Consider the following 22,434-nt stretch of genomic DNA (forward strand, 5'->3'; position numbering starts at 1 on the left):
GGTGCACACCAGGTGGGACGCGCCGGCCGGCGGCCCGGGTCAGGGGCGGGCCTCGTACGCCGCGATCCGCTCGTCCCTGCTGGTCAGGCAGCAGCTGACGCAGCGCACGGCTTCGGCGCTCGTATAGAAGAGACAGCAGGTCCGGCGGAGGTAGACCAGGCGCGGAGAGCCGTCCCGGCGTGTGACGGTGGCCACATCGCCCAGCGCCGCGAGGCCGCCGGGCGCACCGTCCAGAAACGCGTCCCAGCGGCGGGTCAGCAGCGCGGGATCGGCACGGGAGGCCCCGAGGGCGGTCGCGCAGCCGTGCGCCACTCCCCCGCGCAGTTGCCGCAGCCCGGCGCGGGTGCGCTCCCGGAGGGCGTCGGCCAGCGGGAGCAGGTGGCGGGCGAGGACGGCCTGCTGAAGCGTTCCGGCGCCGCCGTCCGGCGCCTCGCCCAGGGTCCGGAACGTCCGCAGCCGCACGCCGGCGATGCCGTGGCCGGGGTCCGGCCGCAGGAGGACGTTCTCCGGCCGTACGTCCAGGACGCGGCCGGTCAGCGCCCAGTGCAGGACGGCCGCCGCGGTGACCCGGCCCGCGTAGACCGCGATGAGGGTGAGGGCGGCGGCGTGGGCGGTGCGGTGGCCGCTGCCCTGGTATTCGGTGTCCAGCAGGTGGGACAGTTCCGGGCCGTACGGGTCGAGCAGCCGGTCGGCGGCGAGCCAGCCGGGCTCGCCGTCCGGCGGGGTGCCGAGCCCGAGGCGGTAGCGGGGGCCGTGTGCGGCGAGCGCGGCGAGCGGCCCGGCCGGGTTGTCGGCGGCGGCTTCGTCGTGCGCGTTCACCGGCGCTCCGCCGTCGTCGTGTTCCTGCCTGCCGCCGCGTCCGGTGGCAGGTACACCACCGTCGGCGCCCCGGTCACCGGGTGCACGCTGACCTCGGCGGCGACCCCGTACACGTCGGCCAGCAGGCCGGGGGTGAGGATCTCGTGCGGCGTCCCGTGGGCGACGACGCGGCCCGCGCGCAGCACGTACAGGCGGTCGCAGTAGTACGCGGCGAGGTTGAGGTCGTGCAATGCGAGCAGGGTGCTGACGCCCAGGCCGGCCACGAGTGAGAGGACGTCGAGCTGGTAGCGGATGTCGAGGTGGTTGGTCGGCTCGTCGAGGACGAGCAGGGACGGCTGCTGCACGAGGGCCCGCGCGACCAGGACGCGCTGCCGTTCGCCGCCGGAGAGCGCGGCGAAGGAACGGTTGCGCAGCTCCGCGACGCCCACCCACTCCAGCGCCTGGTCGGCGAGGGCGGCGTCGGCCGCCGAGTCGGTCTCCCAGAAACGTTTGTGCGGTGAGCGGCCCATCGCGACGATCTCGCGCACGGTCAGCTCGAAGGCGCCGCTGCCGTCCTGGGGGACGGTCGCGACGCGCCGGGCCCGCTCCTTGGCCGAGAACCCGGCCAGGTCGCGGCCGTCCAGGGTGATCCGGCCATGGGTGGGGGCCAGGGTGCCGTAGACGCAGCGCAGCAGGGTGGTCTTGCCGCTGCCGTTGGGGCCGACCAGGCCGACCGTCTCGCCCGGCGCGACGTACAGGTCGGCGCCGTCGACCAGGTGGCGGCCGTCGACGCCGTACGACAGGCCCTCGGCCCGCAGTTCGGCGGGGGCGGCACCGGCGGGAACGGCACCGGCAGGGGCCGGGCCCGCCGCGGCCGCGGTCCGCTCGCTCATCCGGTGATTCCTTCCGTACGGGTGGTGCGGCGCAGCAGCCACAGGAAGAACGGTCCGCCGGCCAGCGCGGTGATCACCCCGACGGGGATCTCCTGGGAGCCGGCGACCGTACGGGCCAGCAGGTCGGCGAGGACGACGAAGACCGCGCCCGCCAGCGCGACCACCGGCAGCAGGGCCCGGTGCGAGGCACCGACGAGCATGCGGACGGCGTGCGGCACCATCAGGCCGACGAAGCCGATCGACCCGCTGGCCGCCACGAGCACGCCGGTGACCAGCGACGCGAGGACGAAGACGGCGGCGCGGAAGCGGCCGGTGTCCAGCCCGAGGACGGTCGCGCCCTCCTCCCCCACGAGCAGCAGGTCCAGCGGCCGGGCGAGGGTGAGCAGCACCGCGAGGCCGGCGAGCAGGGCGAGGGCGGGCAGCCACAGGGTGTTCCAGCGGGCCTGGCCGAGGCCGCCGAGCGTCCAGAACATGAGGGACCGCAGGTGTTCGGCCTGGGCCGAGGTGACCAGGACGAGGCTGGTCAGCGCGGAGAGGATGTACTGCACCGCGACGCCCGCCAGCACCAGGCGCCCGGTGGTCATGGTGCCGCCGCGCCGGGCCAGCGCGTAGACGGCGATCAGTGCGCCCAGTGATCCGGCGAAGGCGGCCAGCGGCATCGAGACGGTGGTGGCCAGGCCGCCGCCGACGCCGAGGACGACGACCATGACGGCGCCGGTCGAGGCGCCCGAGGAGACGCCGAGCAGGAACGGGTCGGCGAGCGGGTTGCGGACCAGCGCCTGCAGGACGGTGCCGATGACGGCGAGCCCCGCGCCGACGACGGCGCCGAGCAGCACGCGGGGCAGCCGTACGTCGAGCACGATGGTCGGGAAGGGGCCCACCGGCGCGTCCCCGCCCAGGATGCGCAGCACGTCACCGGGCGGGATACGGACGGACCCGAGGACCAGTCCGGCCAGGCACGCCGCGAGCAGGGCGGCGGTGAGGACGGCCAGGACGAGGGTGTAGCGCAGTCGGCGCGGCGGCGCGGCCGCTGTCTTGCAGGTCACCGGGGCTACTTGAAGGCGTCGGGGTGCAGCTGCCCGGCCAGCGACCGGGCGGCGTCCGGTACGCGTACGCCGAGCACCGCGCTGGACAGCGGCAGCACCGCGAACCGCTGGTTCTTCACGGCCGGTACGTCCTTGAGCGCCGGGTCTTCGAGCAGCTGCTTCTTCTTCGCCGCGACGGGGGTGCCACCGTAGTCATAGATCACGATGATCTCGGGCTTGCGCTCGACGATCTGCTCCCAGGACACGTCGGTGAAGGTCTTGGCGGTGTCCGCGAAGACGTTGCGGCCACCGGCCAGCGAGATGATCTCGTTGCCGATGCCCTTGCCGCCCGCGGTGTGCACCGAGCTGTCGCCGCTGTCGTAGACGAAGACGGAGACCGGGGCGGTCCCCTTGAGCTTGTCCTTGGTGGCGTCGATCGTGGCCTCGGCCTTCTTGACCAGGGCCTCGGCGCGGTCGCGTACGCCGAAGGTGGCGCCGACCTCGCGGATCTCCCGGGCGAGCTGCTGGACGCCGGTCTTGCCCTGCGTGCAGTACTCGATGTTCAGGCGGGTCTTGATGCCGGACTTCTCCAGGGCGGCCCGCTCGCGGCCCTCGGCCTTGTCGAAGGCGCTGGAGTAACCGCCGTAGACGAAGTCGGGATTGGCGCCGAGCAGCGTCTCGTAGGAGGGGTACTCCTTGGCGAGGACCTTGACGCTCTTGTAGTCCTTCTCGTACTGCGGCAGCACCTTGTCGTCGAGATAGGCGGTGCCGGCCAGCCGGTCCTTGAGGCCGAGGGCGAGCATGATCTCGGTGGTGTGCTGGTTCATGGTGACCACGCGCTCGGGCGGGGCCTTGAAGGTGGTGCGGACGCCGCAGTTCTCGACGGTGTAGGGGAAGCCGGCTGCCTTCGCCGTGGCCCCGCCGGATGCCTTCCCGTCGCCGCCGGTGCCGCAGGCGGCGAGCGGCAGCAGGAGCGCCGCCGAGACGAGCGCGCGCAGCGCGTCACGGGACCTGGGTCTGGACATGGCCGTGCCTCCTCCGGGGGATCCGCGTCCCCTGGTCGGTGTGGGGCGGCAGGTCAGTTCCTGGCTTCCAGGCCGTACGGCCTGGTCACAGTGGCGGGACCGTCCCGGATTCGCACCGGGTTCCTGGGTCCTGCCGCCCTGGGTGATGCGGCACAGTGTGTCAGGTGCGCCGACGGCGTCCGCCGCCGCGGTGGCGGGTACGCGTCCGCGCCCCCGGCGCTCAGTACGCGTCGACGACCTCGACCTCTTCCTCCGTGACCTGTCCGTCCACGATCCGGAACGAGCGGAACTGGAACGGTCCGGCGTCGTCGGTGTCGGCCGTTGAGACCAGGACGTAGTGCGCGCCGGGCTCGTTCGCGTAGGAGATGTCCGTACGGGACGGGTACGCCTCGGTCGCGGTGTGCGAGTGGTAGATGATCACGGGTTCCTCGTCCCGGTCGTCCAGCTCGCGGTAGAGCTTGAGCAGGTCCTGGGAGTCGAACTCGTAGAAGGTGGGCGAGCGGGCCGCGTTGAGCATCGGGATGTACCGCTCGGGGCGGCCGCTGCCGGCCGGGCCCGCGACCATGCCGCAGGCCTCGTCGGGGTGGTCCGCGCGGGCGTGGGCCACGATCTGGTCGTACAGGGCCTTGGTAAGCGTCAGCATGGGCCCAGAATAAGCAGGCGGGCCGGGCCGTACCGAAGGTTGGTACGAACCGGCCCACATGCCGGACAGCCCGCCTGGAGCGGGCCGCCCTCAGTCCTTCTTGCCGCCCTGCGCGGCGGACTTGGCGACGGCCGCGGCGCCCGCCTTGCCGAACATATCGGGGTTGCGGGACTTGAGCACCAGGTAGCTGACGCCCAGGACCGCCGCCCAGACCGGTGCCGCGTACAGCGAGACGCGGGCGTCCGGGTCCACGCCCATCATCACGATGACCATGCCGATGAAGGCCAGCGCGAAGAGCGAGGTGTACGGGGCGCCGGGCGCCTTGAACTCGGACTGCGGCAGCTCGCCGCGGTCGGCCTTGGCGCGGTAGCGCAGCTGCGAGATCAGGATCATGATCCAGGCCCACATGCCGGAGATCGTCGCGAAGGAGACGACCAGGTCGAACGCCTTGCCCGGCCACTGGTAGTTGATCCACACGCCGAACAGCATCATCGCGACGGAGACGCCGGTGCCCCAGGTGGGCAGGCCGTTCTTGCTGAGGCGGGTGAACAGCTTGGGGCCCTGCCCGTTGAGCGCGAGGTCGCGGAGCATCCGGCCGGTGGAGTACATCCCGGAGTTGGCCGAGGACAGCGCCGCGGTCAGCACGACGAAGTTGACGATCGCCGCGCCGGCCGGCAGGCCGATCTGCTGGAAGGCCGCGACGAAGGGGCTCACGCCCGGCTTGAAGACCGTCCAGCTGACGACGGACAGGATGATGATCAGGGAGCCGATGTAGAAGAGGCCGATCCGCCACGGGACGGTGTTGATGGCCTTGGGCAGGACCTTCTTCGGGTTGGTGGCCTCGCCCGCGGTGACGCCGACGAGTTCGACCGCCAGGAAGGCGAACATCACGATCTGCAGGGTCATCAGCGTGCCGCCGATGCCCTTCGGGAAGAATCCGCCGTCCGACCACAGCAGGCTGAAGGAAGCGGTGTCACCGGCGTCGGAGAAGCCGATGGTGATCACGCCGAGACCGATCAGGATCATGCCGATGATCGCGGTGACCTTGACCATCGAGAACCAGAACTCCAGCTCACCGAAGAGCTTCACGGAGATCAGGTTGATACCGAACAGGGCGACCGTGAACACCAGGGCGGACGCCCACTGGGGTATTCCCTTGTTCCAGTACTGCACATAGGTGGCTGCTGCAGTCACTTCTGTGATGCCGGTGACCACCCAGAACAGCCAGTACGTCCAGCCGGTGACGAATCCCATGAACGGGCCGAGGAATTCGCGGGCGTACTCCGAGAAGGAGCCCGACACCGGGCGGTACATGAGCAGCTCGCCCAGGGCGCGCATGATGAAGAAGATGACCAGGCCCACGATGGCGTAGGCCAGGATGATGCTGGGTCCCGCTTTGGAGATCGCCTTGCCCGCTCCGAGGAACAGACCCGTTCCGATGGCGCCACCGATGGCGATCATCTGGATCTGCCGGTTTCCCAGCCCCCGCTGGTAACCCTCTTCGGAAGCAGATCCCGCGGCGTCGCTGCCGCCGGTTTCCTTTTCGACCTGCACAGAGGTCATGTGTGGTGCGCCCTTCTCCATTCCGACCCGGTCTGTCCGGATCGGGTTCCGATCCCCCCGGATGGAGTTCCTGCACGCCGACGGTCGGCCGGCCAAGCGCTCCCGGAGTGACAGGGGTGGCGTCACTCACGGCAGGTTCGTGAACATGTATCACGGTCCCTTGGGCATCTACCAGTGATGTCTTGGGGCCGCGAACAAGAAAAGTAGGATAAATGCTGGAATGGGCTGCTGGGTAGTCAGGGTCGGTGACGCGATCGTTATCCGGATTTGAGTGTCCGTTGAGCGGGACCTCACGATCGCGACATCCGGGGCAGGGCGCCGGTCACGAGGGGCGGCCCGCCGGGCGCCGGACGGCGGCCCGCGCGGGCTCAGGCCGTCAGGGTCTCGATCAGACTCTCCTGGAGGCCGCCCAGCCACAGGTACGCCATCACCATCGGCTTGCGCGGGTCACTGTCCGGCAGCCGCAGCAGCTCACCGCTCTCGTCCTCGTCGGTGACCTCCAGACGGGTCCCGATGGCCAGCCGGAGGTCGTTCAGGGCCCCCAGCCACTGCCGCGACTCGTCCGGCTTCAGGCGCAGCACGGCGCCGTCCACGGCGCCCTCCTCGCCCGTACCGTCCGATCCGCCGACCGGGCCGAGGGCGTCCAGGGCCCGTACGACCGCGAGCGCGTCCTCGCGCTTACGGGTGCGCAGATCGTTCTCGGTGTAGCGGCGGAACTCGGCCGAGGCGGCGTGCGCGGCGTCGTCCGGCACCGCGTCGGGGCCGCCGTACGCGTCCGGGAACAGCCGGGCCAGTGCCGGGTCGGACGGCGGCTCGCTGGGGCCCGCCGTGAACAGCGCGGCCAGCGGGTCGTCGCCCTCGGCGGGCTCCTCACCCGGGCCGATCAGCTCCATGAGCTGGACGGCGAGGCTGCGCAGGATGGAGATCTCGACCTCGTCGAGGGGGGCGGCCGCGCCGCCGCCGGGCAGGGGCTCGAAGTGGCCGGCCATCAGCGGTCCTGCGTGAGGGTCGCCCACAGGCCGTAGCCGTGCATCGCTTGCACGTCGCGCTCCATTTCCTCGCGGCTGCCGCTGGAGACGACCGCCCGTCCCTTGTGATGGACGTCGAGCATGAGCTGCTTGGCCTTGCCCTTCGAGTAGCCGAAGTAGCTCTCGAAGACATACGCCACGTAGCTCATGAGGTTGACGGGGTCGTTGTGCACCAGCGTGACCCAGGGCACGTCCGGCTCGGGCACCTCGAAGGGTGCCTCGCTGGACTCGGGTCGCTCGATCTCCACGGGGGCGCTGAGCGCGCAGCGCGTCGATCGAAGGGCGATGGTGGCAGACGGGTCGGCGCTCACGGTCTCCATGCTGCCACCCGTGGTGGGGCATCGCACAAACGGCCCGGGGAAATCGTCAAAGTGACGAGTATGAGAGGTAGCATCCTCACCATGAACACAGCAGACCTGGGGCTGCCGGTGGCCGTGCCGTCGACTGCGCTCTTCACCGACCAGTACGAACTCACCATGCTGCAGGCCGCGCTGCGGTCCGGGACCGCCGACCGCCGCTCGGTCTTCGAGGTCTTCACCCGGCGCCTGCCCGAAGGCCGCCGCTACGGCGTCGTCGCCGGGACCGGCCGGGTCCTGGACGCGGTGGAGAACTTCCGCTTCGACGAAACGATTCTCGGCTTCCTGCGCGAGCGCGGCATCCTCGACGACCGCACACTGGACTGGCTGGCCGATTACCGCTTCCGCGGCGACATCTGGGGCTACCCGGAGGGCGAGGTCTACTTCCCCGGCTCGCCGATCATGCGAGTGGAAGGCACCTTCGCCGAAGCGGTCCTGCTGGAGACGGTGATCCTCTCCATCCTCAACCACGACTCCGCGGTGGCCGCCGCCGCGTCCCGCATGGCCGTCGCCGCCGGCGACCGCCCGCTCATCGAGATGGGCGCCCGCCGCACCCACGAACTCGCCGCCGTCGCCGCCGCCCGTTCGGCCTACGTCGGCGGCTTCCACTCCACGTCCGACCTCGCGGCCGGCTTCCGCTACAACATCCCGACGGTCGGCACCAGCGCCCACTCCTTCACCCTGCTGCACGACAGCGAGCGCGACGCGTTCCGCGCGCAGGTCGACTCGCTCGGCAGCGGCACCACGCTGCTCGTGGACACGTTCGACGTCACCGAAGCGGTCCGTACGGCCGTCGAGGTGGCCGGCCCGGACCTCGGTGCCGTACGCATCGACTCCGGCGACCTGCTGCTGCTCGCCCACCGGGTACGGCAGCAGCTGGACGAGCTGGGCGCCCGCGACACGCGGATCGTCGTGACCAGCGACCTGGACGAGTACGCCATCGCCTCGCTCGCCGCGGCGCCGGTGGACGCATACGGCGTGGGCACCCAGCTGGTCACCGGCAGCGGACACCCCACCTGCTCGATGGTCTACAAACTGGTCGCACGCGCCGACAGCGACGCGCCGGACGCTCCGCTGCGGCCGGTGGCCAAGAAATCCATGGGCGGCAAGGCGTCACTCGGCGGCCGCAAGTGGGCGGCGCGCCGGCTGGACGAACACGGCATCGCCGAGGCCGAGGTCGTCGGCACCGGGCCGGTACCGCCGGAGCTGGCCGACCGGCAGCTGGCGGTGCCGCTGGTACGCGGCGGCGAGGTGATCGCCCGCGAGCCGCTGGACGCGGTGCGCGAGCGGCACATCGCCGCGCGGGGCGGGTTGCCGATGTCCGCCACGCAGCTGTCGCGGGGCGAGGCGGTGCTGCCGACGGAGTCGCCGTGAGGCGAGGTTTTGGCCGTTCCGGCCGGGGTTTCGGCCGTTCCGGCCGGGGCGGTGGCCGTTCCGGCCGGGGTGTGGGCGGTCCGGCCGGGGTGCGGGGGCCCCGGCCGGTGTGCGCCCCCGGTGCCCACTCCCCCTCGGCGCAGGTAGTGGCTACCCTCGGTCACATCGCTCCAGCGCCCACTTCCCACCGCTCCCCAGCCGGAAGGCTCGCACCATGCACCGGGCATTGATCGTCGTAGACGTGCAGAACGATTTCTGCGAGGGCGGCAGCCTCGCCGTGGCGGGAGGTGCGGATGTGGCTGCCGCCATCACCGATCTGGTGGGGCAGGCGGCAGGCAGCGGCTACCGGCACGTCGTGGCGACCCGCGACCACCACATCGAGCCCGGCGACCACTTCTCCGTACGCCCGGACTACGAGACGTCCTGGCCGCCGCACTGCGTGGCCGGCACGGAGGGCAGCGGCTTCCACCCCAACTTCGCGCCGACGCTCGCTTCGGGGGCCGTGGACGCGGTCTTCTCCAAGGGCGCGCACTCTGCCGCCTACAGCGGCTTCGAAGGGGTGGACGAGAACGGACAGCCGCTGGCCGAGTGGCTCCGCGCCCACGAGGTGAGCGAGGTGGACGTGGTCGGGCTGGCCACGGACCACTGCGTGCGGGCCACGGCGCTGGACGCGGTGAGCGAAGGGTTCCGGGTACGGGTGCTGCTCGACCTCACGGCCGGGGTGGCGCCGGGGACGACGGAACGGGCGGTGGAACGGATGCGGGCGGCCGGGATCGAGCTGAGCGGCAAGCCGGTGGTTGCGGCGGCGTAACGCGATGCGCGCTTTGCGCGCGAGTTTCCGTGTTTGGCTTTCCCGCCGTTGTGGTTGCGGTTCAGGTGTCCTCGAACGCCGGACGGGCTGGGATGGTGCGGGGCGGCCCGCTACGCCGACCGGAGCAATGACCTGATCGGGTGCCAGGATTCCGTATCGTCCTCCGGGGTCTCGCGCCAGACCAGGCCGTCGGGGTGGTGCAGGACGGCCGTGACCTCGTCCGGGGTGGGTGGTTCCGTGTTGCCGCGGAGGTAGACCGCGCGCAGGCCGAGGTTGCGCAGCCTGGTCAGGGCGCGCTGGCGGTTCACGGCGTGGACGAGGACGCGGACGCGGTGTCCGTTATTGCCCGGTCTGGGCAGGGCGAGGGCCACCACCACGCTTCCGCCCGGAAGCCTGATGAACCCTCCTCCGGATGTGGGCACGGTTCCCCCGTGAGACTAGGCGTCAACAAGAGCTCGCACGATGCATCTAAACGCGAACGGCCGCCGCCCGCTAGGGGGCGGCGGCCGATTGGCTTGTGACCTGCGGTTTTGTTGGTTACTTGCCGGAGGGGCCGACCTGGAGGGTCACCGTGGAGCCGTTCCAGGCCTCGTTGAGGATCCTGATGCGGGTGTTGGTGTCAGCAACGATCACGCCCCCGGTCGGGTTCGACTCGTCGTAGTAGTCGCCCTTGCGGTCGTCGAAGACGGTCACCCCGGGCTTCGACTTGATCTTGGTGATCTTGCCGTCCTTGTGCAGCGTGAGCGCGTCCGTGCGGTGCCGGGTGAAGGTCGAGTCGTAGCTCTGGAAGCGGTTGCGCATCAGCTTGCCGTCCGACCACTTCTCGGCCTTCGGGTGGGCGTCGACCGGCAGGATCTGCCCGTAACCCGGGTGCTGGCCGACGTTGTTGTCCGGCTGCGAGGTGTCCCACAGCCAGATCAGGACGCCGTTCTGGTACGGGAAGTGCTCGACCCACTGGGGGCGGCTGGAGGCCCAGCCGAAGTTGTACGGGCCGGTCTTGAGGGTCTTGTCGTACGAGACGTACTGGCGGTTCTCGGCGATGTAGTAGCGCGGGTAGTCCTTGGTGAAGGACGCGCCGATGCGCGAGAAGCCCTTGGCGGCCCAGCCGTTGTCACCGGCCTCGGCGCCGTCCGTGAACAGCGCCGTGCCGTCGGCGGTCACCGAGACCGCGTCCGCGGCGAATCCCTTCTGGGCGGCGCCGCCGTCCGTCTGGTAGCGGAAGCGCAGGTCGATCTTCTTGCCGGCGTACGCGTCGAGCGGGAAGGCCAGGTCCTTGTAGGCGCCCGAAGTGCCGGTCAGGGCGGGCTTGTCGCCGCCGTCACGGGTGATCGGCTTGCCGTCGGCGGTGCCTTCCAGCGGCGTGTAGTTGGCGCCGCCGTCCGTGGAGACCTCGGCGTAGGCGAAGTCGTAGTTCTGCTCGATGTCCCACCAGCCCTTGAGGGTCAGGGCGGCCTTCTTCTTGCCGGTGAGGTCCACCGTGCGGGACAGGGTGTTCTTCAGGTCGTTGCCCATGCCGCTCCACCACTGCTGGGTGCCTTCGGCGGGCTTGACGACGTCGGTGCGGACCGTCTTGGAGGGCAGTTCGACGACCAGGGCCTGCTTGTCCTTGGTGTTGTACTCGGCGACGCCCAGCTTGTGGGTGGACCTGGTGGCCGCCTTGGCCTTGGCGTAGTTGAGCCAGCCGAGCTGGAGCTTGTCCCAGGCGCTCATGTCGCCGGGGAGGTCGCCTATGGAGTCCTTGCCGGTACCGAGCCAGGAGCCGCCGGACATCAACGACCACGAGTCGACGGAGGATTCGCCGGTGCCGGTGGTGTCGTACTCGTCGGGCAGGCCGAGGTCGTGGCCGTACTCGTGGGCGAAGACGCCGAGGCCGCCGTTCTCGGGCTGCATGGTGTAGTCGCCGACCCAGATGCCGGTGCTGCCGATCTGGGTGCCGCCGGCCTTGTTGCCGGCCGGGCCGGTGCGGCCGGAGTCGCTGCCGTACGCGTACCAGCGGTGTGCCCAGATGGCGTCGGTGCCCTGGGCGCCGCCGCCCGCGGACTCGTCCTCGCCGGCGTGCACGATCTGGAAGTGGTCGATGTACCCGTCGGGCTCGTTGAAGTCGCCGTCGCCGTCGTGGTCGTTGCGGTCCCACTGGTCGTACTTGGCGAGGTCGGCCTTGATCTGGGCGTCGGTGCGGCCCTTGGCCTTCTGGTTCTCGGCCCAGCGGTTGACGCCGTCGCGTATCAGGTCCCAGGCGCTGGCGCAGTTGGTGGAGCCGCAGAAGTTGGAACCGTAACGGGCCTCGTTGTAGTCGACCTTGACCCAGTCGGAGACTTCGCCGTCGACGGAGTAACGGCCCGATGACTGCTTCTCGTAGTACTTGGCCAGGGACTCCTTCTTCTTGTCGTGGGAGAAGTAGAGGTCCTGGAAGTGCTGCCGGTTGTAGTCCTTCTGCCAGGCGGTGGAGTTGTCGTTGCGGCGGTCGGGCTGCGCGATGGTGTTGTGCGCGGGGCCGGGCTTGCCGCCGTACTTCTTCACCGGAGGCTTGGGGCCGTCGCCGTCCGGGTCGTACATGGTGGTGTCGTCGACCTTGTTGCCGAACTCGACCAGGATGGTGAAGATCTTGTCGGTCTTCTCGCGGGCGAGTTCGACGTATTTGCCCCGGCCGAGCTTGACGACCTGGGAGGCGCCGCGCCGGGCGGGCGTGGCGTCGCCGGAGATGACCTGCTGGAGCGCTTCCTTGCGCTGCGCCGCCTGCTGGTCGCTGAACGGGCCCTTGAGGTCGTGGTCGACGGCCTGCTTGGCGGGCGCGCCCGGGTCCTGCCGCTGAACGGCGAGCGGCGGGTGGCCGTCGTCGGCCTGCGCCGGCACGCCGGAGGCCAGGCCGGCCGCTCCGATCGCGGCGGCGGCCGTGGCCAGGGCGACCGGTCTGAACGCCCGTCTCTTGGCTCTCACTTGGCGCAATCCTCCCCTTGGAATCGGTCACTGGATGCCAGCATTTGACCGGAAGGGGGAGGGAAAAGACAGATCTTGACTTGGGCACGACAGAGAAGTACGGTTTTCGGTCCTCAGAATGCGGGTATCGCACACCGTCGGGGGCATTCGGGGGCACGCGAAGCGCGTACTTCGTGTACGTATCCACACTCCCCCGGCGGCTCCCCCGCGCCGCGCTCCGCGCACGCCAACGACCGTTCCGATCAGGTCCGTTCACATCAGAGATGAATCCGTGCGCCCCCTATGCCTCGGAACCGTGGGTTAGGTCACGCTTACCGCCAGTTCCGCTCGGGCAGTAAGGACCGTAGAGTCATTTGACGGCGCGCCCCTGTCGACCACACCCCTGCCGACCTCTTGAGGACGGATCCGCCATGCCTCGTCCGACTGCCGCACAGCTCGCCTACGGATCGGCCACCGTCGTCTTCTCGACCCTCGCGTTGTTACTGCTCTCGCAGACGCGGACCGGGGTCGGAATCGCGGTCATCGCCATCGCAGCCCTGGCCCTCGGCCTGCTGGTCGCCCTCACGGCGCCGCTGCCGGGGGTTTCTCATGTGGCGCGCCGCCGTACGGCCCGGCGCTCCGCCACGCGTACACGCGTGACCGTCGCCGCCGGCGCGGCGGCCCCGCGCCCGCCGCGCCGGCGCATCCACGCAGGCGTCTCTTCCGAGGCCCGCGTCAGCGAGCACTCCCGTTAGTCACCTGTCCGTGGCTGGTGGACGCGCGTAGGCGGCCGGGCACCGCTCGGATGAGGGGTGCGCCGACCGCCGGTTGACGCGCCGGAGCCGCCAGGATGGGGACGGGAGAAGCCGAGTAGGGCCGGGGCGCGCCCCCTTGTAGGGGGCAGGTGCCTTCGGGTGTCCGGCGTCAGACCGTGGAGACCACCACCGTCTTGGCCGCCTTGTCGTGCACGCACTGCTGGTACGGCTTGTCCCAGGTGCACCACAGGACGTTGACGAGCCAGAAGAGGAAGCCGCAGCACGGCACGATCTCGGGCAGCGTGTAGACCGCCGCCCGCACCCAGCCCGCCTGCCCGGCCGGTACCGCGCCGTCCTCCAGCATCCCCACCCGGATCTTCATCGCCATCTTGCCGACGGTCTGGCCGCGACTGGTGAGCATCAGGCCCTCGTAGACGAGGTAGACCAGCATCGTCACGAGGGAGACGGACGCCTGCCGTCCGGTGTCCGTGCCGTCGGTCGTCCAGTAGTCGAAGCCGCCGACGATCACGCTCATGATCAAGCCGACCGGTACGCAGATGATGATCCAGTCGATGATGCGGGCGACCAGGCGCCGGCCGCGGCCCGCCAGCGGCGGCATGCCGGCCAGCGGGTCGGCGGCGCCGTACTGGTCGCCGTACGGATTGCCCCCGTACGGGTCACCGCCGTACGGGGGCGGCGGCATCCCCCCGGGCGGCGGGCCGCTGCCGGGCGGCGGGGCGCCGCCGTACGGGTCCCCGCCGGAGGACTGTTCGCCGTACGGGGTGGAGTTGGCGGTCCGGTCGTACGGAGAGCCGCCGGCCGGCTCGTTCCCGTACGGAGAGCCGCCCGACGGCGGTTCCTGCGGCTTCTTCAGGAACGGGTCGTCCTCCGGCGGTTCGCCTCCGGAGCCGGGCCTGGGCTGGTCGGTGCTCATGGCCCGAGTCGAACCCGGGCCGCCCGCCGCCGCATCCGGCGAGGTCCGGGCGGGTGACGCGGCCGGCCCGGCGGCCTACTTCGCGGCGACGAAGGTACGCGCGATCTTGTCGTGCCAGCACTGCCGCCACGGCCGGTCGAAGAGGCACCACACGGCGTTGACGACGCCGACCACCAGCACGCCGAGCACGCCGTACACCAGCCACCGCTTGATCACGGAAGCCATCGGCGGGGTGTCGTGCCCCTCGATGTCCAGCACCTTGACGCCGCACAGCTTCTTGCCGAGCGTGTGGCCCCACTTGACGGTGGGCAGCACCTCGTACAGACCGCCGCCGATGAGCAGCACGGCGAGCACGATGGCCAGGTAGGGACCGGTCGTGCCGTCCAGCAGGTAGACGGTGACCTCGCGCCCGGACTGCTTGGCGGCCTCCACCTTGGCGTCGATGTGGTCGGCGGCCGGGCCCCACAGCGGTACGGCGGCGGCGCCGGTGATGACGGCCAGGGCCAGCGTGTCGATCAGGCGGGCGGCGAACCGGCGGCCCAGGGAGGCCGGGCGGCCCTGCTCCTGCGCGGCGGCGAGGAACGGGTCGGAGGCCGGCGGCTTCCAGGGGACGACGCCCTCGGCCGCGCCGGCGTCCTGCTGCGGCGGGAAACCGGCGAAGGGGGCGGGCGGCTGGGCCTGCGGGCCGGGCGCGGGGGCCGGGGCGGGCGTCTGCGGGGCGGGGGCCGGTCCGGCGTGCGGGCCCGGGGCGGGCTGGGGCGGTGCCTGGTGGACCGGTGCGTGCGGCGCCGGAGCCTGCTGCGGCATCTGGGACTGAAGGGGCTGCTGGGGCTGCTGGGGCTGCTGGGGCTGCTGCGTCGGGAACGGCTGGTGCTGGGCCGGCGGCACGGCGGGCCCCGGGCCGGGCTGCGGCTGTACGGGCCCCTGGGGCGCCTGCCGGGCCGGTCCCTGGGCGGCGGGTGCCTGGCCGCCGGGGCCGGGCTGCGCGGCGCCCTGCTGCGGTCCTGGGGCCGTCGGCGGCTGCTGTGCGCCGGTGGACGGCAGCGGCTGCGGGGCCGTGGCGCCGGGCAGCGGCGAGGACGGGGTACCGCCGGACTGCGGCGCCACCCGGATCGCCATCGTGTCGCTCTTGCCGCTTGCGTTCCCGCCGGGGCGCACGGCGCGGATCGCGGTCGTACCGTGGTCGCCTCGCGCGCCCCCTTCGTCCCGTACGGCCCGGACGGTGACCGTGCCCTCGGACCGCGGAGGCTCGTCGCCGGACGCCGGCGCACCGGACGGGCCGGCCTCCTCCCGCTGCTGCGGCAGGCCGGCCTGCTGCTCCTCCTCGGGTGAACCCCAGGCGATACGGCGGTCCTGTTCGCCGCCGAAGCCGTTCTGCCGGGCGGTGTCGGCCTGCCAGGCGGAGGCGGGCACGCCCGTACCGGAAGCGCCGCCCGGCTCGGTCAGCCGGCCGTGCTCGTCCTCTTCGTCGAAGAAGACCGGGCCGGTCTCCTCCACGGCGGGGGTGGGGGCCGGTGCGGGCGCGGGGGTCTGGGCGGCGCCGGGCGGCGGCGCGGGCAGCGCCTCGCCCTCGGCGGGCGCCGGGCGGCTGGTGCCCGGCACCCATGCGGCACCGTTCCAGTACCGGATGTAGCCGGGGATGGACGGGTCCGGGTAGAAGCCTGGCGTGGGGCTGCCGCCGGCGGATCCTGAGGAAGGGGCGCTCATGTCCGAAGTCCCGCTATCTGTTCTCGGCCTGGTGTGGTGGGTGGGGCATGTGCAGTCTGCCGCAACGCAGCGTCCACATCTATCAGACGGAGGGTCGGGGCGGGTGTCCAGGCCGGGCCGGACCACCTGGAAGAGGCCCGCGAAAAAAGTTGTGCGAAGTCGCGTAATGGTCCGGGCTCCAGGGCCTCTATCCAAGTGCGGGCCCAGTCACAGGGGCCCGCAGGAGGCACAGAGGAGAGGCGGACCGTATGCACACCGTGGTGGAACGAGAGCTGGAGCTGGGTCTGGTCCTGTCGCCGGACCGCAGCGTCCCCGTCCCGGCCCGGCTGACCTACCGCACGGACGACCCCTACGCCGTCCACGTCACCTTCCACATCGGCTCGGACGTCCCCGTCAACTGGACGTTCGCGCGCGAACTGCTCGTCGAGGGCGTGTTCCGGCCGTGCGGTCACGGCGATGTGCGGGTGTGGCCCACGAAGGTGGACGGGCGCAGCCTGGTCTGCATGGCGCTCAGTTCCCCGGACGGCGACGCGCTGCTGGAGGCGCCGGCCGCGGCGGTCTCGGCGTGGCTGGAGCGCACGCTGCGGGTGGTGCCGCCGGGCTCGGAGCAGGAGCACCTGGGACTGGACAAAGGGCTGAGCGCGCTGCTGGCCATGACGACGCGCGACGACCTGTGGCTGTCCGACCCGTGGCCGTCGGACGAGTCGCCGGAGGCGGGGGCGTAGCGGCGTGGGCCGGCGTGCGGCCCGGTCATGGCCGGGCGGTCCGGCCCCGGGCGTACGGGGCCGGAAGGGCCTGCCGGAGCCGGCGCCCGGCAGCCTCTTACCCGGGTCAGGACGCCTCGGTACGGAGGTCCTCCAGGCTGTGCTTGCGGGTGAGGAACTCGATGGCGTGGCCGTCCGGGTCGCTGACGTAGACCCCGCGGCCGCCCGCGAGGTGGTTGATCTCCTGCGGCTGGTGGTGGTACGGGTCCGCCCAGTACGGCAGTTCGCGCTCCTGGATGCGGGCGAAGATCGCGTCGAACTCCTCCTCGGAGACCCGGAACGCCAGGTGCTGGCGCACGATCGCGTCCGGCTCGACGACGTGCTCGGCGTAGTCGATGGTCAGCCCGTCGGCAGCCGCCACGGCGGCGAACGGCCCGAACGCCGTGGGCTCCGCCAGACCGGCCAGTTCGGCGAGGAAGCGCGCGGACGCGAACTTGTCGGTGGCGTGGATGACGGTGTGGTCGAGTTGCACGGACACGGTGTGCCTCCTGCGAAAATCGGAGTGTTCAGGCCCGTCGAGCCCTGGCGCTCCTGACCGTACGGCGGCACACCGCGCGCGGGTATCGGGATTCCGACCTACGCCGCCGGACCGGCCGTGCTCGGTCCGCCGTCCTCAGCCGCGGTACGTCTCCAGCAGCCGCAGCCACACCTCACTGATCGTCGGGTACGCGGGCACCGCGTGCCACAGGCGGTCGAGGGGGACCTCGCCGGCCACCGCGACGGTTGCCGAGTGGAGGAGTTCGCCCACCGCCGGGCCGACGAAGGTGACGCCGAGGAGGATCTCGCGGTCCAGGTCGACGATCATGCGGGCGTGGCCGCGGTATCCGTCGGCGTACAGGCCGGCGCCCGCCACGGAGCCGAGGTCGAAGTCGACGACGCGGGTGCGGTGGCCGGCGCGTTCCGCCTCGGCGGCGGTCAGGCCGACGGAGGCGGCCTCGGGGTCGGTGAAGACGACCTGCGGTACGGCGGCGGTGTCGGCGGTCGCGGCGTGCGCTCCCCAGCGGCCGGTGTCCAGGCCGGTGGTCCCCTGGGCCTGGGCGGCGATGGCGGCGCCGACGATACGGGCCTGGTACTTGCCCTGGTGGGTGAGGAGCGCGCGGTGGTTGACGTCGCCGACGGCGTACAGCCAGCCGCCCGGCACGTCCGTCACCCGGCAGGTGTCGTCGGTCTCCAGCCAGGAGCCGGGCTCCAGGCCGACCGTCTCCAGGCCGATGTCGTCGGTGCGCGGCGCGCGTCCGGTGGCGAACAGGACCTCGTCGGCGACGGTCTCCTCGCCGTTGTCTAGCACGACGGTGGCGGGCCCGTTGGGCAATTCCCGGCGCACCGCGCTCACCGAGACGCCGGTGCGTACGGTGGCGCCCGCCTCGGCCAGGGCCTCGGCGACCAGTTCGCCCGCGAACGGCTCCATCTTCGGCAGCAGCCCGCCGCCGCGCACCAGGAGGGTCACCCGGGAGCCCAGGGCCTGCCAGGCGGTGGCCATTTCGACGCCGACGACGCCGCCGCCGACCACCACCAGGCGCGCCGGGACGGACTGCGCGCTGGTCGCCTCGCGGCTGGTCCAGGGGCGGGCGGCGGCCAGCCCGGGGAGGTCGGGGAGGACGGCGCGGCTGCCGGTGCAGACGGCGACGGCGTGCCGGGCGGTGAGGGCGCGCTCTCCCCCGTCGCCCGTGGCGACCACCACGCGCCGGGGGCCGTCGAGGCGGGCCCGGCCGCGTACGAAGTCGATGCCGGCCGAGTCCAGCCAGCGGACCTGGCCGTCGTCCTTCCAGTGCGACGCGAACGCGTCGCGGTGGGCAAGCACCGCCTTGGTGTCCAGCGGCGCTGCCGCGGCCTGGTGGAGGCCGGGGACGCGGCGCGCGTCGGCGCGGGCGGTGACCGGGCGCAGCAGTGCCTTGCTGGGCATGCAGGCCCAGTACGAGCACTCGCCGCCGACCAGTTCGCTCTCCACGATCACCGCGCTCAGGCCGAGGGCGTGCGCCCGGTCGGCGACGTTCTCACCGGTCGGCCCGGCGCCCAGCACGACGACGTCGTACGTGTCCCGGCCCGCGGCCTCTTCGGCCCCTGTGGTCGTCGGCATCGCTCATCGCTCCCTGTGTCGGCGTCAGCGTCGTGGCAACGGGTCCATCCTCTTCCCGGGGGCCCGGCCCGGCCACATGTATCGGGGCATTCGCCGGGCGGCGGGGGCACCGGCTCTCAGCCTTCCCGGCGCTCCACGGCCTCCTTGGCCTCCACCAGTCCCGCGCCGGTCAGTTCGCGGTAGCGCTTGATCGCCTCGATCTTCTTGCCCTTGTGCAGCAGGGCGTCGACTTCGGCGATGCCCTCGGGGCCGGTCTCCTCGACGCCGAGGTGTTCCATGATCAGGTCGAGCTTGCGGTCCATGCGCCGCAGGCGGCGTTCGAGCGTCTTGTGGCGGGCGTCCATGGTGGAGGCGAGGACGACGATGACGACGGCCGCCGCGCCGATGATGGTCCAGAGGTCGGAGTTCATGGACCGAACCTTAGAAGGTGCAGCTCACGGCGGCCGAACCGCGGGCGGTGTCGTTCAGAACACCTTGCCGGGGTTGAGCAGTCCCAGCGGGTCGAAGACGGCCTTGATGCCGCGGTGCATCTCCAGGCCGACCGGGCCCAGCTCGCGGGCCAGCCACTCCTTCTTCAGGACGCCGACGCCGTGTTCGCCGGTGATGGTGCCGCCCAGTTCCAGGCCGAGCGCCATGATCTCGTCGAAGGACTCGCGGGCGCGCCGGGACTCGTCGGGGTCGTTCGCGTCGAAGCAGACGGTGGGGTGGGTGTTGCCGTCGCCGGCGTGTGCGCAGACGCCGATGGTCAGGTCGTACTTGTCGGCGATGGCGGCGGTGCCGTCGAGCATCGCGGCGAGCTTCGAGCGCGGTACGCACACGTCGTCGATCATCGTGGCGGATTTGACGCGTTCCAGGGCGGTGAGGGTCAGCCGCCGTGCCTGGAGGAGGAGGTCGGATTCGGCCGGGGTGTCGGCCGGTACGACCTCGGTGGCGCCGGCGGCCTTGCACAGTGTGCCGACGGCGGCGAGGTCGGCGGCCGGTTCCGGGGAGTCGAAGGCGGCGAGCAGCAGCGCCTCGGTGCTGTCCGGCAGGCCCATGCTGGCCATGGCGTTGACGGCGCGGATGCTCGTACGGTCCATGAGTTCGAGCAGGGAGGGGGCGTGGCCACGCGCCATGATCTCGCAGATGGCGTCGCACGCGGCGGCGGTGGAGGGGAACTCGGCGGCCAGCGCGAGCTGCTGGGGCGGTGCGGGCTTGAGGGCGAGGACGGCGCGTACGACGACGCCGAGGCTGCCTTCGGAGCCGACGAACAGGCGGGTGAGGTCGTATCCGGCGACGCCCTTGGCGGTGCGGCGGCCGGTGGTGAGCAGCCGGCCGTCGGCGAGGACGACGTCCAGGCCGAGGACGTACTCGGCGGTGACGCCGTACTTGACGCAGCACAGGCCGCCGGAGGCGGTGCCGATGTTGCCGCCGATGGAGCACTCCTCCCAGCTGGAGGGGTCCGGCGGGTAGTAGAGGCCGTGTTCGTTGACGGCCCGGGAGAGCACCGCGTTGACGACGCCGGGCTCGACGACCGCGATCCGGTCGACGGGATTGATCTCGATGATCCGGTCCATCTTGACCAGGGAGAGCACGATGCAGCCGTCGGAGGCGTTGGCGGCGCCCGACAGGCCGGTGCGGGCGCCCTGGGGGACGACCGGGACGCGCAGTGCGGTGGCGGTGCGCATCACGTGCTGGACCTGCTCGACCGTACGCGGCAGCACGACGACGGCGGGCATGCCGGCCTCGCAGAAGCTCGCCATGTCGTGGGCGTAGGCGCCGGTGACGTCGGGGTCGGTGAGGATCGCTTCCGCGGGGAGTCCGTCGCGCAGGCGTGCGATGAGGTCCATGCCGCCAGCCTCCCATCCGTGGGCCGTACACGGAAGATCCTCTCCCGCACCCGGGTGGCGGTCCCGGGTGCGGGAGCGCCGCCTCCCGCGGGAAGGGCCACGGCCCCGCCGGGTCAGGTCCGGCGGAGCCGCGGGGGTGGGGGGTGGCGTCCGTGGGACACCCTGGCGGAGGCCGGGGGTCAGAGGTTGCCGCGGCGTTCCTGCTCGCGCTCGATGGCCTCGAAGAGGGCCTTGAAGTTGCCCTTGCCGAAGCCCAGCGAGCCGTGCCGCTCGATCAGTTCGAAGAAGACGGTGGGGCGGTCCTGGACCGGCTTGGTGAAGATCTGCAGCAGGTAGCCGTCCTCGTCGCGGTCGACGAGGATCTTCAGCTCGCGCAGGGTCTCGACGGGGACGCGGGTCTCGCCCGCCCACTCGCCGAGGGTGTCGTAGTACGAGTCCGGGGTGTCCAGGAAGTCGACGCCGGCAGCGCGCATGGACCGTACGCTCGCGACGATGTCGTTGGTGGCCAGGGCGATGTGCTGGCAGCCGGGCCCGCCGTAGAACTCCAGGTACTCGTCGATCTGCGACTTCTTCTTGGCGATGGCCGGCTCGTTGAGCGGGAACTTCACCTTGCGGGTGCCGTCCGCGACCACCTTGGACATCAGGGCGCTGTACTCGGTGGCGATGTCCGAGCCGACGAACTCCTTCATGTTCGTGAAGCCCATGACGTTGTTGTAGAAGGACACCCACTCGTCCATCTTGCCCAGCTCGACGTTGCCGACGCAGTGGTCGATGGCCTGGAAGCGGCGCTTGCCGGGCTCCACGATGGGGGCGGCGGCGACGTAGCCGGGCAGGTAGGGGCCGTCGTAATCGGTGCGCTCGACCAGGGTGTGCCGGGTCTTGCCGTACGTGGCGATGGAGGCGCGGACGACGACGCCGTGCTCGTCCTTGGTCTCGTACGGCTCCTCTATGCCGGTGGCACCGTGCTCCAGGGCGTACGCGTAGGCGGCGCGCGCGTCCGGCACCTCGATGGCGAGGTCGATGACGCCGTCACCGTGGGCGGCGACGTGGTCGGCGAGGAAGCGGCCCCAGTCGGTCGTCGGCTTGATGACGGAGGTGAACACGAAGCGGGCGCCGCCGGATTCGAGCACGTAACTGGCGGTCTCGCGGCTGCCGTTCTCCGGTCCGGAGTAGGCGACGCGCTTCATGCCGAAGGCGGTGGCGTAGTAATGCGCCGCCTGCTTGGCGTTGCCGACGGCGAAGACGACCGCGTCCATCCCCTTGACCGGGAAGGGATCGGCCTGCCGAGCACTGGTGGGGGTGGTGTGGTCCGTGGTCTGTGTCATGCCCGCAGGCTGCCCCCGGCCCACAAGGTGCGCAATAGTTTGCGCATTCACTGGGCAGTCTGTAGAGCGATTCACGCGATTGACCGGACGTTTCGTACATGATGACCATCAATTTCGGAGGCATGGGCCGTGGCGATCGATCATTTGGACGGCAGGCTCCTGGAGCTGCTCGCCGAGGAACCGCGCATCGGCGTGCTGGAGGCGTCGCGCCGGCTCGGGGTGGCGCGCGGTACGGCGCAGGCGCGGCTGGACCGGCTTCAGTCGAACGGAGTGATCCGGGGATTCGGTCCGGACGTGGACCCCGCGGCGCTGGGCTACCCGGTCACCGCATTCGCGACACTGGAGATCAAACAGGGTCAAGGGGCGGACGTCCGGGCGCACTTGGCGTCCGTACCGGAAGTGCTGGAGCTGCATACAACGACGGGACATGGGGACATGCTGTGCAGACTCGTTGCCCGTTCCAATGCCGACCTGCAGCGGGTGATCGACCGTGTTGTGGGTTTTGATGGCATCATGCGGGCTTCCACCGCGATTGTCATGGAAAATCCGGTTCCGTTGCGCATCATCCCCCTGGTCAAACAAGCTTCGGGGGACTGACCGAGGAGAGCGCG

22 protein-coding genes and 1 riboswitch are annotated in these 22,434 nt (G+C 71.4%); of the genes, 5 read left to right on the top strand and 17 right to left on the bottom strand.

Features of this window, described 5'->3' with window-relative positions; all coding sequences use genetic code 11:
• Positions 1–39: 39 nt before the first annotated feature.
• The 8 genes from ACZ53K_RS05395 to clpS form a co-directional block, all read right to left on the bottom strand.
• Positions 40–819 (bottom strand): (2Fe-2S)-binding protein, encoded by a 780-nt coding sequence (locus tag ACZ53K_RS05395; RefSeq protein WP_468832225.1) that lies wholly within the window; start codon positions 817–819, stop codon positions 40–42.
• The gene (locus ACZ53K_RS05400; RefSeq protein WP_468832226.1) at positions 816–1,691 is read right to left on the bottom strand and encodes an ABC transporter ATP-binding protein; all 876 of its coding nucleotides are present in this window, start codon (positions 1,689–1,691) and stop codon (positions 816–818) included. Before ACZ53K_RS05400 ends, ACZ53K_RS05395 begins: the two co-directional genes overlap by 4 nt.
• Entirely contained in the window at positions 1,688–2,737 is a 1,050-nt protein-coding gene (locus ACZ53K_RS05405) for a FecCD family ABC transporter permease (RefSeq protein WP_468832228.1), read from the bottom strand. Before ACZ53K_RS05405 ends, ACZ53K_RS05400 begins: the two co-directional genes overlap by 4 nt.
• 5 nt (positions 2,738–2,742) lie before the next feature.
• A complete protein-coding gene (locus ACZ53K_RS05410; protein ID WP_468832229.1) occupies positions 2,743–3,741 on the bottom strand; it encodes an ABC transporter substrate-binding protein in 999 nt (332 codons plus the stop codon).
• A gap of 54 nt (positions 3,742–3,795) precedes the next feature.
• Positions 3,796–3,894: riboswitch (cobalamin riboswitch) on the bottom strand.
• 67 nt (positions 3,895–3,961) lie between these two features.
• On the bottom strand, positions 3,962–4,384 hold the full coding sequence (locus tag ACZ53K_RS05415; protein ID WP_468832230.1) for a M67 family metallopeptidase: 423 nt from the start codon (positions 4,382–4,384) through the stop codon (positions 3,962–3,964).
• A gap of 90 nt (positions 4,385–4,474) precedes the next feature.
• Positions 4,475–5,947 (bottom strand): amino acid permease, encoded by a 1,473-nt coding sequence (locus ACZ53K_RS05420; protein WP_468832231.1) that lies wholly within the window; start codon positions 5,945–5,947, stop codon positions 4,475–4,477.
• Positions 5,948–6,315: 368 nt separating this feature from the next.
• Positions 6,316–6,936 (bottom strand): DUF2017 domain-containing protein, encoded by a 621-nt coding sequence (locus ACZ53K_RS05425; RefSeq protein WP_468832233.1) that lies wholly within the window; start codon positions 6,934–6,936, stop codon positions 6,316–6,318.
• Positions 6,936–7,295 (bottom strand): ATP-dependent Clp protease adapter ClpS, encoded by a 360-nt coding sequence (gene clpS, locus ACZ53K_RS05430; RefSeq protein WP_468832234.1) that lies wholly within the window; start codon positions 7,293–7,295, stop codon positions 6,936–6,938. Before clpS ends, ACZ53K_RS05425 begins: the two co-directional genes overlap by 1 nt.
• An 81-nt stretch (positions 7,296–7,376) precedes the next feature.
• On the opposite strand from clpS, the gene ACZ53K_RS05435 reads away from it, so the two are divergent.
• Positions 7,377–8,705 carry a nicotinate phosphoribosyltransferase gene (locus ACZ53K_RS05435; RefSeq protein WP_468832235.1) on the top strand — a complete coding sequence of 443 codons (1,329 nt, stop codon included), beginning with the start codon at positions 7,377–7,379 and terminating at the stop codon, positions 8,703–8,705.
• 214 nt (positions 8,706–8,919) lie between these two features.
• On the top strand, positions 8,920–9,516 hold the full coding sequence (locus ACZ53K_RS05440; protein WP_468832236.1) for an isochorismatase family protein: 597 nt from the start codon (positions 8,920–8,922) through the stop codon (positions 9,514–9,516).
• Between the two features lie 110 nt (positions 9,517–9,626).
• Here ACZ53K_RS05440 and ACZ53K_RS05445 read toward each other — a convergent pair whose 3' ends face one another.
• Both ACZ53K_RS05445 and ACZ53K_RS05450 read right to left on the bottom strand, forming a co-directional pair.
• The gene (locus ACZ53K_RS05445; protein ID WP_468832237.1) at positions 9,627–9,938 is read right to left on the bottom strand and encodes a hypothetical protein; all 312 of its coding nucleotides are present in this window, start codon (positions 9,936–9,938) and stop codon (positions 9,627–9,629) included.
• 115 nt (positions 9,939–10,053) lie between these two features.
• The gene (locus ACZ53K_RS05450; protein WP_468832238.1) at positions 10,054–12,453 is read right to left on the bottom strand and encodes an immune inhibitor A domain-containing protein; all 2,400 of its coding nucleotides are present in this window, start codon (positions 12,451–12,453) and stop codon (positions 10,054–10,056) included.
• 410 nt (positions 12,454–12,863) lie between these two features.
• Between ACZ53K_RS05450 and ACZ53K_RS05455 the strand changes: the two genes are divergently transcribed.
• Complete coding sequence (locus tag ACZ53K_RS05455) at positions 12,864–13,187, top strand: hypothetical protein (protein WP_468832240.1); 324 nt, start codon at positions 12,864–12,866, stop codon at positions 13,185–13,187.
• Positions 13,188–13,356: 169 nt separating this feature from the next.
• Here ACZ53K_RS05455 and ACZ53K_RS05460 read toward each other — a convergent pair whose 3' ends face one another.
• Both ACZ53K_RS05460 and ACZ53K_RS05465 read right to left on the bottom strand, forming a co-directional pair.
• Entirely contained in the window at positions 13,357–14,121 is a 765-nt protein-coding gene (locus ACZ53K_RS05460; RefSeq protein ID WP_468832241.1) for an RDD family protein, read from the bottom strand.
• Positions 14,122–14,196: 75 nt separating this feature from the next.
• Positions 14,197–15,828, bottom strand: coding sequence for an RDD family protein (locus ACZ53K_RS05465; protein WP_468832243.1), 1,632 nt, complete (start codon positions 15,826–15,828; stop codon positions 14,197–14,199).
• 248 nt (positions 15,829–16,076) lie between these two features.
• Here ACZ53K_RS05465 and ACZ53K_RS05470 point away from each other — a divergent pair, with 248 nt between their 5' ends.
• Positions 16,077–16,553, top strand: a complete 477-nt coding sequence (locus tag ACZ53K_RS05470) for an SsgA family sporulation/cell division regulator (RefSeq protein ID WP_468832244.1) — start codon at positions 16,077–16,079, stop codon at positions 16,551–16,553.
• Positions 16,554–16,659: 106 nt separating this feature from the next.
• Here the strand turns inward: ACZ53K_RS05470 and ACZ53K_RS05475 are convergent, their stop codons facing one another.
• From ACZ53K_RS05475 to hppD, 5 genes are all read right to left on the bottom strand, one after another.
• Complete coding sequence (locus ACZ53K_RS05475) at positions 16,660–17,070, bottom strand: VOC family protein (RefSeq protein WP_468832245.1); 411 nt, start codon at positions 17,068–17,070, stop codon at positions 16,660–16,662.
• A 135-nt stretch (positions 17,071–17,205) separates the two neighbouring features.
• The gene (locus tag ACZ53K_RS05480) at positions 17,206–18,669 is read right to left on the bottom strand and encodes a dihydrolipoyl dehydrogenase family protein (RefSeq protein ID WP_468832247.1); all 1,464 of its coding nucleotides are present in this window, start codon (positions 18,667–18,669) and stop codon (positions 17,206–17,208) included.
• Positions 18,670–18,785: 116 nt separating this feature from the next.
• Positions 18,786–19,079 (bottom strand): ribosomal protein L7/L12, encoded by a 294-nt coding sequence (locus ACZ53K_RS05485; RefSeq protein WP_030025047.1) that lies wholly within the window; start codon positions 19,077–19,079, stop codon positions 18,786–18,788.
• A gap of 54 nt (positions 19,080–19,133) precedes the next feature.
• Complete coding sequence (locus tag ACZ53K_RS05490; RefSeq protein ID WP_468832248.1) at positions 19,134–20,498, bottom strand: FAD-binding oxidoreductase; 1,365 nt, start codon at positions 20,496–20,498, stop codon at positions 19,134–19,136.
• 179 nt (positions 20,499–20,677) lie between these two features.
• Positions 20,678–21,823 (bottom strand): 4-hydroxyphenylpyruvate dioxygenase, encoded by a 1,146-nt coding sequence (gene hppD / locus ACZ53K_RS05495; RefSeq protein ID WP_468832250.1) that lies wholly within the window; start codon positions 21,821–21,823, stop codon positions 20,678–20,680.
• Between the two features lie 129 nt (positions 21,824–21,952).
• On the opposite strand from hppD, the gene ACZ53K_RS05500 reads away from it, so the two are divergent.
• Entirely contained in the window at positions 21,953–22,420 is a 468-nt protein-coding gene (locus ACZ53K_RS05500; RefSeq protein ID WP_073761201.1) for an Lrp/AsnC family transcriptional regulator, read from the top strand.
• Positions 22,421–22,434: the final 14 nt, after the last annotated feature.

The organism is Streptomyces sp. NPDC033221 (genome assembly GCF_055577005.1).